Below are 13,682 nucleotides of genomic sequence, written 5' to 3' on the forward strand. Positions count from 1 at the left end.
TATTTCTCACCAAACGCAGAATACGACTTTTGCTCCCGCTGCTGATTTTGCATTCATGAACTAAACTTTATATTGAATGGGATTACTTTTAACTGGCCTTCCTTTAAAAATTCTGACTATTTCAATTTTCGACAAATTTCTCACAATCTATGGTAAACTATTTCAGTGTTAAAAAGGTTTGTCTATTGGAGGTAGTTATGAAACAGCATACATTGTCATTCAGCGGCATTCTTACAATTGGTTTAATGCTTTTTGCTTTATTTCTTGGTGCAGGAAATATGATTTTTCCCCCATTATTAGGGCAGCAGGCAGGCGAACATCTTGCTTTAGCTATAATCGGATTCTTAATTACCGGAGTTGGACTCCCTTTGTTAGGAGTAATTGCCATTGCTCAATCTGGTGGAGACCCGCAGCAGCTGGCAAGCCGTGTACACCCAATTTTCGGAATAATCTTTACAATTACATTATATTTGGCGATAGGTCCATTTTTCGGGATCCCAAGAACCGCAACTGTTTCCTATGAAATCGGACTGCTTCCTTTCATGTCTGAGAGCGTCATGGAATCAGGATGGCCGTTATTTTTGTTTTCTCTGGTGTTTTTTGCACTCACTGCTCTTTTATCCCTTAACCCGTCACGTCTCGTTAATCGCATAGGGAAAATTCTTACTCCCGTCCTGATTGTTGTGTTAAGTGTCCTCGTTGCTGGAGCATTTATTACACCGATGGGAGATCCGGGACAGCCTGCTGCCGGGTATGAAACATCGGCGTTTTTTACAGGTTTTATTGAAGGATACCTGACCCTTGATGCGATTGCAGCTTTAGTCTTTGCTATTGTCGTCATTACAGCAATTAAAGAAAAACAAGTCCAAGACAGAAAATCCATAGTGCGGGTGACGATCTTGGCCGGTTTAATTGCTGCAGCAGGTTTAGCACTTGTTTACATCGCTCTGAGTTATTTAGGCGCGACAAGCATATCTGCCGTTGGCGAGCAGTCAAATGGAGGAGCCATCTTATCAGCAGCAGCCTCTTCCCTATACGGCTCGAGCGGTGCGGTTATTTTAGGACTTGCCATTGCTGCCGCCTGCATTACAACTTCGATCGGACTGGTGTCATCGACTGCCACTTATTTCTCAAGGCTGGTGCCGGGTATTTCCTATAAAGCTTTCGTATTTATATTCGCTGGTTTCAGCATGGTTATTTCAAATGTCGGTTTAACTCAGTTAATCGCCTTCTCGGTTCCGGTATTGGTCATGATTTATCCTATGGCAATCGTGTTGATTCTTTTGTCATTTCTTCACTCTTCTTTTAAGGGCTATCAGGCGGTATACATTGGCGCTGTTACTCCAACGTTTATTGTAGGGATAAGTGATGGGCTTGCCGCTGCAGGATTCGGGGACAATATTTTGACTTCCTCTCTCTCTTTTCTTCCTCTAATGGAACAAGGAGTAGGATGGACTGTTCCTGCGGTTGCAGGTGCAGTGATTGGTTTATTTACAGCGATTGTTTTAAAGCACCCTGTCAAACCTTCTGCAAATCAAATATAAAAAAGCTGGCTTCCAACGTAAATTGGAAGCCAGCTTTTTATTGCTTGGCGAATTGTGTTTCTTCTATTTGGCTGCCGGACAGCTCTTCGATCCGCTTTAATGCACCGGGCTCCACTTTTTCAATAGCACTTGCTGCCTGTTCTAATGCATCCTGATATTGGCCTTTACGGAACAGCAGTTCAGCTTCATTTAAGCCAATATATACCGTTTCGTGACGGCTCCGGTAACGGTTGCCGTATTGGATAACTCTTTCAACAGATTGAGCTGACTGAATCATTTCTTCCGTTTCTCTGCAAACCGATTCAACCATTGCTTCTGAGGTAGAGGAATGCTGCTGAATTGAAATAATATTCAGCGGTTTGTCGTTCAAGCTTTTTTCCAGGAGGTCAAGCTGATCATACGCACTGTCAAACTGTGCTGAAATATACTCTGGGCATCTCGGAAGATTGGCATGACGCAGTAAACGTTCCTGCTCTTTCAGCAGCCCTCTGAGATGATAATCAATTTCCCGCACTCTTACTTCATCCTGACGAAGCCGCTGCAGGCGGTCTTTAAAATCAGTCTGGGCAGGCTCAATTTCATGAAGTTCCGTCCTGATTCCTTCTAATTCCCCTGATAAGGCAGAAAAAGCAGTATCACCTGTTAGTCTGCGCTCTTTTAAAATCGAAAATCTTTTCTCGATTCGCACAAGCTTTTTATCCAATTCCTTTGGAATGCCAAAGTCATTTTGATCAAGCTGGTAACCTTGACGGACAAATTCAGTTTCCGTCTGCAGTGCCTGGTTTTGTTCTATCAGACGATTCAGCAGCTCAGTAGTGCCCTCCCAATTCTCTGTTACATATGAGCGGGCCTCCACTTCTTTTTCCAGTGAATCGTACAATGCATCTACATGCTGATGCACAGCAGCTACAAGCCGTTTTGCATCATCCATTTCAAGCAGGTTCACATGAGTTTTTCCTTTATCAATTGAGGATTGAATGGAGGCAGTGTCCTCTTCAATCGAAATATGGGATAAAGGAAAACCGGCATTTCTCATTTCTTCAAATCCTTCTTTCAACTCTGAAAGCTGCGAAGGAATAGAATAGTGGGTTTCATTGTATAATTCAGGAAGTTCCTGAAACTGGGAGAGAATGTGAGCTACCTCATCAGCGAGCGTGAGCACGAGCTCGCGTGCAGCCAGATAGTTTCCTTGGTCTGTCATTTCCTTATATTGAGTAAGCTTGGGCTCCACTGCATCAATTTTCCGTTCAATGGCTTCTGAAGCCTTGCCGTATGTATGACGCTGTGAGAATAATTCATTTTTGGCATGCTGATAATCTGTCTGGATCGCTGCCATTTCCTCTTTATTCTTCTCATCGCTTCCCATCAGCTCTTCCAGTTCTTCTAAAATCTGATTCATTTCTTTTTCTGCATCGCTCAGCATATGTCTGATCTGATCTCTGATTTCTCTCGATTTTTTAAATCGAAACTTATCAATGTATTCTTCAGCATCAAATAAAAGAGTATCGGCTTCTGCGAGCTTAACATCCACGACCTGGATCCATGAAGCTCTCCAGCCTTCAAATAATTCTTCTGTTTGACCGTTCATATTTAATTGTTTCACCTTTGTCATTTCCTCGAGAATTGGGCGATGTTGAATGTCAAGTTTTGCAGCCTCCAGCTGGTCCACTTCTTTATATTCTCTCTTTCGCCAAAATAGGGCTATGGCAATGATTATTACGATCAATATGACGGAACCGATTATGTACTCCATCCTACGCCTCCTGTCCAAACAACCGATATCCTGGTTAACAATCATTGGATGTTCATGATAATGACTTTATGATACCATGTTATCAGTGATTTTTCTTGCTTTTTCTAATTTTTTTGACAGGATTATATAGGATTCTAATTAAATTTAAAGTTTCTAGTAAAATTCGCCTTTTTAAACTACTTTGCGAAAGGAGTTCAGACAGATGAAACTTCGAGATGGCCATGTACATAGTCCCTATTGTCCCCATGGAACGAAGGATTCCTTTAAAACCTATATTGAGCATGCACTTGATCTTGGATATACTGAAATTTCTTTCACTGAGCACGCCCCTCTTCCGCCGTCGTTTCAAGATCCAACTCCAGATCAGGACAGTGGAATGAGGCTTGAAGATCTTGACCGATACCTGCTTGATCTATCTTCCTTAAAAATGGAATATAAAAAAGACCTCATGATTCATGCAGGTCTCGAGATTGATTATATTGAAGGCTTTGAAGAAGAGACGGCCAAATTCATTGCAGAGTACGGACCAGCATTAGATGATTCCATCCTGTCCGTGCACTTCCTATTAAAAGATGGAAAGTATGACTGTATGGATTTTAGTGATTCCGTGTTCTCTGATATGGTCGCCCGCTATGGCTCAGTAGACGAGGTTCATACTGTTTATTATCAAACCGTGCTCGCCTCAGTAAAAGCGGATCTGGGTCCTTTTAAGCCAAAACGGATCGGTCATATGACGCTTAGCAGAAAGTTTCAGCATCTCTTTAAACCTTTCTATCCCCAAACAGAGATGATCAATACTATTTTGCAGGAGATAAAACAACGGGGATACGAGCTTGACTATAATGGAGCGGGAATTTATAAACCCTATTGCCGGGAGCCTTATCCGTCAGATGATATTGCAAAGGAAGCACGTTCTTTGGGAATTCCTCTTGTCTATGGCTCAGATGCACACCAGTCAAAAGATCTTCTTCAGGGAAAAGACGGGCTTTTGTTTTGGGATTCATTAGCTTAATGTAATAACAGATTCACATGTTACACCTAAAAACCATTCCTTCAGAATACTGCTGTAAACGCGAGTGAAATGTTTTTCGCTAGGGTTTATGTTCCAAAGCTCCTGAATGGTCTGACTTTGTAAAAACGGCATAGATAGCATGGATGTTAACTGTATAAGAAAAAACGATGGGGATATTTTAATGGATATCCCTTTTTCAATATCCTGAGCAAGGAGCAGCTTCCAGATATACTGCTCTTTTCTTAAGTAGCAGGAAGTCATTTCTCTTACCATCTGACTGTCCATGGTGACTTCCCTCCATGCAAAGCGCGCAAACCTGTGATTTTGCTGCTGAAATTCAATCAGGGAAAAAGCTGCCTCCATCATATGGGACCTTGCAGGATCATTTTTTAGAATGGACGAATCTGCCACTTTTTGAAGAAGGTCAAGATACGGCTCGAAAAAAGCAACTAAACATTCTTCGAGCAGTCCTTGTTTCCCCGCAAAATAATAAGAAACAGTGGCAACATTTACTCCTGCTTTAGAAGAAATTTCCCGTATACTTGTTGCATGATAACCCTTCGTATAAAATAAGTCGACAGCTGCAATCATGACCTCAGATTTTGTTTCACGCTGCTGTAAAATGGCCATTTCCATCCATCCCCTTCTTAATGATTGCTTCCAATCATAGATTGTGCTAAAAATAGATTACTGTCTTTATAGATATTCTTCAGATATGCTTGCACACCTTTATAAACTTATCATCAAATATCGAGTAACTATGCACAATAGACAGAATATTCTATCACAAAGAAGGTGAACGATTTGTTTACTGTCGAAATGTATAAAGGAACAAAGGAAGAAAAGTACATCACCGTTCAAAAACAGCTTCGGGCCCTGCTTGAAGGCGAAAGTAACCAAATAGCTAATTTAAGCAATGCATCGTCCCTGCTGAATCAATTTCTTGAGCAAACAAACTGGGTTGGGTTTTATTTAGTTGAGAGGGATGAATTAGTTCTCGGACCTTTTCAGGGACTGCCTGCCTGTGTCAGAATTCCACTTGGCAAAGGGGTATGCGGAACAGCTGCATCCGAACGCAGAACCATGCGAATTGAAGACGTTCATTCTTTTCCAGGACATATCGCATGCGATGCCGCTTCTCAATCCGAAATTGTAGTCCCGATTGTAAAAGACGGACAGCTTATTGGAGTGCTGGATATTGACAGCCCCGTAAAAGATCGTTTTGATCAGACCGATCAGGAGCAGCTGGAGAAATTCGTTGAAATTCTAACCGACTACTTATAATTGAACTACGTACTGTTTAAAAAAAGCATGCCCTCCCGTGAAAGATGCGGAAGGGCATGCTTTTTTATTGTATTCCTCGTTTTCCTGAATTCTATCAATTCTTAATTATACCTCGGAATCAGGTTGCAGGCAGGGCAATATGATTCAGTTTTTGAAACGCCTGTTCAAGATCCTCACATATATCCTCCCATGCCTCAAGTCCAACTGACAGTCTTAACAGCGTATCGCTAACCCCCATTTTCTCTCTTGATTCTAAAGGCACAATGGAATGAGTCATAGTCGCAGGGTGCTGAATGAGCGTTTCTGCATCACCTAAACTAACTGCAATCTTAATCATAGTTAACTCATTCATAAACTGTCTGGCTGTTTCATTTGTTCCTTCAATTTGGAAAGAAATCAGCCCTCCATAGTTGGTCATCTGTGCTTTTGCAATTGGATACTGCGGATGACTCTTATTTCCTGGATAATAAATCGCTTTTACTTTATCATGACCCATTAAGTAGGTGGCTATTTTTTCTGCATTCTCACAATGACGATCCATTCTGACAGCAAGGGTTTTTAAGCCTCTTAGCAGAAGCCATGCATCAAATGGAGACATAATTCCGCCGATATCTTTTTGCGTGGTCATACGAATGGCGTTTATTTGCTCCAGCGAATCACCCACTAATAAACCGCCTACTACATCCCCGTGCCCTCCAATATATTTTGTTGCACTGTGAACGACATAGTCCGCCCCGTATTGCAGCGGCTGCTGAAGATAAGGAGAACAAAATGTATTGTCAACAACGACCGGAATGTTCAATTCATTTGCGATTCGGCATACCATGGCCAGGTCAACGAGTTCCATTGTCGGATTAATTGGTGTTTCAATATAGATGCATGCGGTGTGTTCTTTAATTGAATTTCTTATATGCTCTTCTTCTGACATTTCAATAAAGTCATGCTCAACTTGGAATTTTTCTTCCAGCATTTCAAGCAGACCAAACGTGCAGCCATACACTCCTCTGGAACATAAAATATGGTCACCCGACTGAATCAGGTGAAATAAAACTGCTGATACAGCTGCCATACCTGAACCGAATGCCAGTGCCCCCTCCCCGTTCTCAAGCGCCGTTATACGGTCCTCCAATATGCGGACAGTTGGATTCCCAAGCCGCGAATAAATATATCCTTCTTCTTCTCCGGCAAAACGCTCTGCCCCCTGCTCTGCATTGGAGAATGTAAAGGTAGATGTCTGGTAAATCGGCGGCGTTAGTGATCCCAAGTGTTCAGCTGAATTGTACCCTGAATGAATCATCTCGGTTTCAGGCCGCTTTTTTCCCTTGCTCATAAAAAGCTCCCCCTAAAATGTAATCGCTTTCATTTACTATTTTATTCGAAGCATACGATTGTGAAAAGGGGTGATTGCCATTTTCTTTTTTATTGCATTATTATATTTTTAAAAAACGAGCCTGGGACAAAAGTGTCTCAAGCTCTGCGACCGGTTCACTGCGCTTCAGGCGAACGCTTTCCGCAGGGACGGCGCTGAGCCTTTTCAAAGCGTTGCCCTGTAAAATCTCAGCTTGTCGTCATATCCTGCAGGAGTACCTTCCACTCCGCTCACCTCTTACTAATAAATATATTTTGCTTCATTTTAATACTTTTTTCTATTATGTTCCAACCTCGTCTGCGTTTTAATTTACTTCGAGTGACTGATATGGATGAAAGATAAGTTGATTTTTTCCGTTGTTTTTTGCTGTATAAAGTGCGTCATCTGCCCTTTTAACTAACTTAATCAATGAATCACTATGCGGCTGCTGCCATTCAGCGGCTCCACAGGAAATAGTAATAGGCGGGTTTGTTTGAGCCGGTACTGAGTGAAGAAGATCCTCTGCTACCTTGAGTGCTGCTTCTGCAGTCAAATCCGGAAAATATAAAGCGAGTTCTTCCCCGCCCCATCTTGCTCCTATTCCGATCGACTGCGCTGCTTTTTTTAACTCCTCAGCAAGCTGAATAATGACAGCATCGCCAATCTGATGGCCGAAAGTATCATTCACTTTTTTAAAATCATCAATATCAATTAAAATAAACACACCTGTTTTATGCTCAAGCATGGACTCTTCAATATACTGATCCAGATATTTTCGGGCGAATAGATCTGTAAGATGGTCTTTGTTGATCATTTCCTGCAGCTCTTCCCGCAGCATGGAGTTAGCAACAGCAAGTGAAGAATGATGGACAATCGACTGTAGAAGCTTATACATTTCAAAAGTAAAAAAGTACGGCTGCTCATGAAGAACAATGCAAAACCCTTTTACCTGATCATTATGTATCATCGGAACTGCCATTAGAGATTGAAATTCCGTCTGACGGCCGATCTTTGATGACAATTCTGCTATGTATAAGGATTCGGCTCCATTTTTAAACTGACCCTTCGCAAGTTCAATGTACAATTCGCTTTCCGGTGTCCTGAAAAATTGACTGCTTCCGTCCAAAATTTCGACTTCTATTCCTTTAGTTAAAATGAATCCAATCGCTGAAGGGGAGAAAGCTTTGGAAATTTGTTTATCCAAATATGCCATCATATTGGATAAATTCAGATTGGAATTTAATTCATGCGAAACATCATTGATCAATTGAAGATCCTCGATCAATCGCTGAGACTGCTCGTACAATTTAGCATTTTCAAGCGCATTTCCCGCTGTAAACGACAAAATCTTAATGAATTCTTTATCATTTTCGGAAAAAGCCCCCGACTTCCCTGCTTTCGCCTGAAGAAGTCCGTACACACCCTGCTTTCCTTTCAGGGGAGCATACAGCGTTGCCGTAGTCTTCTCCTCATCAATAAGCAATTCTGATGTGACAAAGGCTTGTAATATTATTGGATTCGACGTCTGGTAATCTAAATATTCAATAGGGAGGTTACTCGTATCGTCATGATCATCTGACAGCAGCAAGGTAAACGTAAATGCAGGAAACGTTTTACGAAGCGATTCAATAATTCTCGACAGAATTTCGTTAACATCCATAATTGAATTAAAAGCTTCCGTTACTTCAAAAAGCTCATGGTATCGTTTTCGTTCTTCTGTAGTAGAAATCATTTTCATCACATTTTCAAAAAGAACGGATAAATGGTCTGCCATTTCAGCAGTGAACCGGGAGTCTGCTGTTGTATTGTTTTTCTCCGGACGGAGGGAGATAAACCCCATCAACACACCCTTTTCCATGCATGAAATTAAAATATCTTTTTCTGAAATCAACTCTCCACAGCTCTTGTCTGCAATCACATAATGGGTATGTTTCAATTTGTTTATCAGCAAATCTCCTTCAAGCTGAAGGACAGGCTGCTCCCTTTCATACGAATACAGCCGATTGTTTATTATGTAAAAATACTGTACGGTATCAAATTCAAATTCGGTTACAAGAAGTTTTTTTAATTCGTGGTACCATTTTCGAATTGATGGCTGTCCATTCATTGAATAAGATAAAATATCAAAAACTCCTGCTTTAAACCGATCCATCGTATGAGGAAGATTTAACAATCGAACCACCTCCAGCTGATCTATCTAATAACGAGGCAAAGTGCACCTGCTTCTCAACACGTTCTTTATCAAATATTACCATTAATTCATTGTATCACATCACCCTAAAAATGGGCTGATATATAGGAAATTTGTCTTATATATATTTTATCATTCTTCCGTTTTTGTACAAGAAAGAATACGCAGCGCAGAAAAGATTCTTTTAGACTTCTTTTCTTCTCATGGTTGACTTTCAAACGTGAGCATTATATGATGGTTGTTGTGTAAAATAATGCAGCCTATTGTGAATGCATTGATTGTTCATTTTGTTCCTATTCATTTAGGTGCATCGCGTAACCCTTGCTGCAGGGCGATGGTGCAAGATGACAAAATGACAGTGAATGATAAATCACGCGTACGGTTTTTATTTTACAACAAAATAAAAACACAAGGAGGAGTCAACTTATGGCTCGTTATACAGGTTCTTCATGGAAAATCTCCCGTCGTTTGGGTATCTCCCTAAGCGGTACAGGTAAAGAATTAGAAAAGCGTCCTTACGCTCCAGGTCCACACGGCCCAACTCAGCGTAAAAAACTTTCTGAGTATGGTCTTCAATTACAGGAAAAGCAAAAGCTTCGTCATACTTACGGTGTGACTGAGCGTCAATTCCGCAACTTGTTTGATAAAGCAGGCAAATTGCAAGGCAAGCATGGTGACAACTTCATGATTCTTCTTGAAGCCCGCCTTGATAACCTTGTTTACCGTCTGGGTCTTGCGCGCACACGCCGTCAGGCACGTCAGCTTGTAAACCACGGACACGTTACTGTGGACGGATCTCGTGTAGATATCCCTTCATTCAGCGTGAAGCCTGGTCAAGTAATCGGAGTGCGTGAAAAATCACGCAAATTAAATATTGTTAAAGAATCAATGGAACTTAACAGCTACACGCCTGAGTATGTATCATTTGATGCAGACAAGCTTGAAGGAACATTCACTCGTTTCCCTGAGCGTACAGAACTGGCAGCTGACATCAACGAAGCTCTTATCGTTGAGTTCTACTCTCGTTAATTTTAACGCAGATCAGCTTTCCATCCAAAAGCCCAGAAGCCTTGTTTATTAAGGTTTCTGGGCTTTTCTTATTTTTCAGAGCGTTATACTAAGCTAAACATTTATCGCTTAAATCCAATCTCTATATGGTAAAATAAGTGCAGTAAAATCCTTAACTTTACATTCAGGAGTGAACATATAAATGGAAAAAAAAGATATTGCCGGCATCCGCAAGCAATTTAAAGCAGACAATGATCTGTTAAGAATCTCTGAAATATTTAATGTGTATATTATGAAGGAATCCACTGAAATCTATCATGCTCAAAAACAGCCTTTTGAACTGTTGGACAGTAATCAGCAGGAACTTTTTATGAACAATTTTAAAAAAGTGCTTACGGGAGGATTAAATGAAAAATTATTCGAATTAAAATTTCAGCGTGATGCTGAGAACAGCAGTCAGCTGATTTTACATAAAGGATTACTGGGCGGTACGGATGACTGGCAGGACCAGATGCTGATCATGACTGAAAAAATGATCAGAGACCAGCCATATGAAAAAGATACGGTAATTACGTTTATTCGCGCCGAATACATGAAGCCCACGAAAAGCCGAAATGACGAGGCTGAAACGAGTGACCGCGATGCTGTTTACGCTCATCATTTTATTCTTTGCACGGTTAATAAAACAGACGAGCCGAAAAAGGAAATTCAATTTGACTATATTGAAAAAGAGTTTAAATACAAAATCGAAGTGGATCCTGTCATTGACCTTAAAAATCCACTAACGGGCTTTCTCTTTCCATGCTTTACGAACCAATCTGCTGACGTAAATCATATTCTTTATGCAGCAGGCAAAGCAAATGAGCCTGACTACCGCTTTATAGATGAAGTTTTAAATAGTGAAGAAATTATGACAGCAAAAGAAGATAAAGCAGTGTTTGAGCAGGTAATCAGGAATGTAGTTGGAGACCAGCTCTCCCCCTCCACTCTTGCAAAAGTATACGGAGAAATCAATACAGCCATTGAGGAAAATGACGAAGGTGAATCGCCAAAACTTGATTATAAAGATGTGGAGCGTGTACTGAGTAACAGCGGCGAGAAAGTGGATGGGGAAAAGATTAAAGAAGCTTTCGGTATGATTACGGATAACGAATCCTATGAACTGAAAGCAAGCAGCATTGTTCCAAAATATAAATCGAAATCGATTAAAATCAATACGAAAGTTGCAAACATTTCAATTAGCCCCCAGGATCTCGAATTCGTAAGGCAGGTTAATTATAATGGGAAGCGCTGTATTATGATTGAAATAGAAGAAGACGCAGAGATCGATGGATTTAAGATGCTCCCGGAAGCATTTAATGAGTAACGCTTCTTAATAAACAAGCATTTTCAACTGAGGATCAGCAGCATTACTACTCAGCAAAGGCTTTGTGGGTTCGTGTTTTTAAGGCATATTAAAATAACACAAATCTGCTGCCTGCAGACATATCTTCAGCAATCCGCTTTAATTCAAGTGCGCGGACGGAAAGAAAATTTTTCATGTATTATTTAAGAAACAGCTTATCAGCAGCTCTTCCAAGCGGACCTAAAGGTGATAGATAATCAAATACATCTGTCATTATGGTTTGGGTGCCTTCTTTCTTGAAATAATGAGAATGATGGAAAGAATGAAAAGCACCTTTTATCATTTTGTCCTAAAAAAATAAGGCCGGTCCAATTCAATAATTTGGGACATCAGCCTCTGCTTTATTTTAAAGTGATCAGCTTCAAATTGAACCCTATCACCTTTTTCAAGCAGGCCGGTTTTCTTCGAGCTAATTACTTTTTCTCTTGTATTACCAGTCGTTTTCGTATGTATATCAACGTCTCTTGCCAGATCAAAACAATTCTCTATTGGTGCGCTGATAGTGATTTCATGTTTAATAACCGGCATTTTTTCCCCTTTTTATAATCTTAATATTAATTCTAAATTATAAACAAAAAATGAGGCTGCGACAAAACTCAAAAAAGTTTTAAAAAAGAGGATATATTTATTAATAGTAATAGGTGAGCGGAGTGAAAGGTGGCGACTCCTGCAGGATATGACGGCAAGCTGAGACCCCGAAAGGCAAAGCCTTGAGGAGGGCTCAGCGCCGTCCCTGCGGAAAGCGTCCGCCTGAAGCGAAGTGAACCGGTCGTAGAGCTTGAGACACTTTTGTCCCAAGCTCTATTTTTATTATGCGTAACGAATCATAAAATACTTTTTCTTGCCCCGCCGTACAATGGTAAATTCACCATCCAACCTCAAGTCCCCTTCAAGTACCGCATCTAGATCTGTAATACGGTCGCCGTTAATGTATACAGCTCCGTTTGTTACATCTTCTCTCGCCTGACGCTTGGATGAAGAAATACCTGCATTCACCAGCACATCAATCAACAAAGCTGACTCTTCCTTTTCCACCGTGTGAGCCGGAACATCTTTAAATCCTTGCTTCAATTCAGTGCTGTTGAGAGTTTTCAAGTCTCCGCTGAACAGGGCTGCCGTAATACGCTGAGCTTCTTCGAGCGCTTCTTCCCCGTGAATCATTCTCGTCATTTCTTCCGCCAGTGCTTTTTGAGCTGCGCGTAAATGCGGCTCTGTCTGAACAGATTTTTCAAGCTCAATAATGGCATCTCTTTCAAGAAACGTGAAGAACTTAAGATATTTTACTACATCCTCATCTGAAGCGTTAAACCAGAACTGATAAAACTCGTATGGGGACGTTTTCTCGGCATCAAGCCAGATTGCTCCGCTTTCTGTTTTGCCAAACTTGGTTCCATCCGCCTTTGTGACAAGCGGAATCGTCATGCCGAATGCTTTTGCTTCGTGATTCATTTTACGGATCAGTTCAAGACCTGTTGTAATATTCCCCCACTGATCACTGCCGCCAATTTGCAGTTTACAATCAAATTCTCTGTACAAATGGTTAAAATCCATAGCCTGAATGATTGTGTACGTGAATTCTGTAAACGAAATGCCTGTTTCGAGCCTTGATGAAATTGTATCTTTTGCCAGCATGTAGTTCACGCCTACGTATTTTCCGTAGTCCCGAAGGAATGAGATCATATCGATTTTGCCGATCCAATCCAGGTTATTCACCATGACAGCACCTGTCTTGCCTGAAACAGCAAAGATTTTCTCAAGCTGCGCCTGAATGGATTTCACATTGTACTCGACCTGCTCCGTCGTGAGCAGTGAGCGCTCTTCTTTTTTACCGCTCGGATCACCGATTTGTCCCGTTGCTCCCCCTACAAGAACTACTGGGCGATGTCCATGATTTTGAAATCGTTTCATCGTTAAGAAAGGCAGTAGATGTCCAATATGAAGGCTGTCTCCTGTTGGATCAGCCCCGCAATATAAAGATACGGATTCCTTTTCAAGAAGTTCTTTCATTCCCTCCTCGTCCGTTTGCTGATAAATAATTCCTCTCCACGCTAAATCATTGAGCAATTCCATCTTTTTTCCTCCTTTATCGGGATAATCGTTTCACTTTGAATTGATGCTCCTGCTTTTCTCATGCTTT

At 41.0% G+C, this 13,682-nt stretch carries 11 protein-coding genes; 5 read left to right on the plus strand and 6 right to left on the minus strand.

The window, feature by feature from the left end; genetic code table 11:
* Nucleotides 1-197 precede the first annotated feature (197 nt).
* Nucleotides 198-1,544 (plus strand): branched-chain amino acid transport system II carrier protein, encoded by a 1,347-nt coding sequence (gene brnQ / locus ACQCT8_RS06825; protein ID WP_426869657.1) that lies wholly within the window; start codon nt 198-200, stop codon nt 1,542-1,544.
* 37 nt (nt 1,545-1,581) lie between these two features.
* Here the strand turns inward: brnQ and ACQCT8_RS06830 are convergent, their stop codons facing one another.
* Nucleotides 1,582-3,297 carry a septation ring formation regulator EzrA gene (locus ACQCT8_RS06830; RefSeq protein WP_426869658.1) on the minus strand — a complete coding sequence of 572 codons (1,716 nt, stop codon included), beginning with the start codon at nt 3,295-3,297 and terminating at the stop codon, nt 1,582-1,584.
* Nucleotides 3,298-3,499: 202 nt separating this feature from the next.
* On the opposite strand from ACQCT8_RS06830, the gene hisJ reads away from it, so the two are divergent.
* Nucleotides 3,500-4,309: a histidinol-phosphatase HisJ gene (gene hisJ / locus ACQCT8_RS06835; protein ID WP_426869660.1), complete on the plus strand. Its 810-nt coding sequence runs from the start codon at nt 3,500-3,502 to the stop codon at nt 4,307-4,309.
* Here the strand turns inward: hisJ and refZ are convergent.
* The gene (refZ, locus tag ACQCT8_RS06840) at nt 4,301-4,945 is read right to left on the minus strand and encodes a forespore capture DNA-binding protein RefZ (protein ID WP_426869662.1); all 645 of its coding nucleotides are present in this window, start codon (nt 4,943-4,945) and stop codon (nt 4,301-4,303) included. The genes hisJ and refZ overlap by 9 nt on opposite strands.
* Before the next feature lie 168 nt (nt 4,946-5,113).
* Between refZ and ACQCT8_RS06845 the strand changes: the two genes are divergently transcribed.
* Entirely contained in the window at nt 5,114-5,593 is a 480-nt protein-coding gene (locus tag ACQCT8_RS06845; protein ID WP_426869664.1) for a GAF domain-containing protein, read from the plus strand.
* Nucleotides 5,594-5,711: 118 nt separating this feature from the next.
* Here ACQCT8_RS06845 and megL read toward each other — a convergent pair whose 3' ends face one another.
* Entirely contained in the window at nt 5,712-6,923 is a 1,212-nt protein-coding gene (megL, locus tag ACQCT8_RS06850) for a methionine gamma-lyase (protein ID WP_426869666.1), read from the minus strand.
* 343 nt (nt 6,924-7,266) lie between these two features.
* Nucleotides 7,267-9,114 (minus strand): diguanylate cyclase domain-containing protein, encoded by a 1,848-nt coding sequence (locus tag ACQCT8_RS06855; RefSeq protein WP_426869668.1) that lies wholly within the window; start codon nt 9,112-9,114, stop codon nt 7,267-7,269.
* 444 nt (nt 9,115-9,558) lie between these two features.
* On the opposite strand from ACQCT8_RS06855, the gene rpsD reads away from it, so the two are divergent.
* Together rpsD and ACQCT8_RS06865 are read left to right on the plus strand one after the other, a co-directional pair.
* Nucleotides 9,559-10,161 (plus strand): 30S ribosomal protein S4, encoded by a 603-nt coding sequence (gene rpsD / locus ACQCT8_RS06860; protein ID WP_278239767.1) that lies wholly within the window; start codon nt 9,559-9,561, stop codon nt 10,159-10,161.
* Between the two features lie 181 nt (nt 10,162-10,342).
* Nucleotides 10,343-11,506 (plus strand): DUF4317 domain-containing protein, encoded by a 1,164-nt coding sequence (locus ACQCT8_RS06865; protein WP_426869671.1) that lies wholly within the window; start codon nt 10,343-10,345, stop codon nt 11,504-11,506.
* Between the two features lie 318 nt (nt 11,507-11,824).
* On the opposite strand, the gene ACQCT8_RS06870 is transcribed toward ACQCT8_RS06865, so the two are convergent.
* Nucleotides 11,825-12,073, minus strand: a complete 249-nt coding sequence (locus ACQCT8_RS06870) for a hypothetical protein (protein WP_426869673.1) — start codon at nt 12,071-12,073, stop codon at nt 11,825-11,827.
* A 282-nt stretch (nt 12,074-12,355) separates the two neighbouring features.
* Entirely contained in the window at nt 12,356-13,615 is a 1,260-nt protein-coding gene (tyrS, locus tag ACQCT8_RS06875; protein WP_426869675.1) for a tyrosine--tRNA ligase, read from the minus strand.
* Nucleotides 13,616-13,682 lie beyond the last annotated feature (67 nt).

Origin of the sequence: Jeotgalibacillus proteolyticus (assembly GCF_050107735.1) — a bacterium.
Classification (GTDB): Bacteria; Bacillota; Bacilli; order Bacillales; family Jeotgalibacillaceae; genus Jeotgalibacillus; species Jeotgalibacillus proteolyticus_A.

What these genes read in the sequence shown, in the direction of transcription:
- brnQ (WP_426869657.1), top strand. Translation starts at nt 198, where the DNA reads ATGAAACAGCATACATTGTCATTCAGCGGCATTCTTACAATTGGTTTA.
- refZ (WP_426869662.1), bottom strand. Translation starts at nt 4,945, where the DNA reads ATGGAAATGGCCATTTTACAGCAGCGTGAAACAAAATCTGAGGTCATG.
- hisJ (WP_426869660.1), top strand. Translation starts at nt 3,500, where the DNA reads ATGAAACTTCGAGATGGCCATGTACATAGTCCCTATTGTCCCCATGGA.
- rpsD (WP_278239767.1), top strand. Translation starts at nt 9,559, where the DNA reads ATGGCTCGTTATACAGGTTCTTCATGGAAAATCTCCCGTCGTTTGGGT.
- tyrS (WP_426869675.1), bottom strand. Translation starts at nt 13,615, where the DNA reads ATGGAATTGCTCAATGATTTAGCGTGGAGAGGAATTATTTATCAGCAA.
- ACQCT8_RS06870 (WP_426869673.1), bottom strand. Translation starts at nt 12,073, where the DNA reads ATGCCGGTTATTAAACATGAAATCACTATCAGCGCACCAATAGAGAAT.
- ACQCT8_RS06865 (WP_426869671.1), top strand. Translation starts at nt 10,343, where the DNA reads ATGGAAAAAAAAGATATTGCCGGCATCCGCAAGCAATTTAAAGCAGAC.
- ACQCT8_RS06830 (WP_426869658.1), bottom strand. Translation starts at nt 3,297, where the DNA reads ATGGAGTACATAATCGGTTCCGTCATATTGATCGTAATAATCATTGCC.
- megL (WP_426869666.1), bottom strand. Translation starts at nt 6,923, where the DNA reads ATGAGCAAGGGAAAAAAGCGGCCTGAAACCGAGATGATTCATTCAGGG.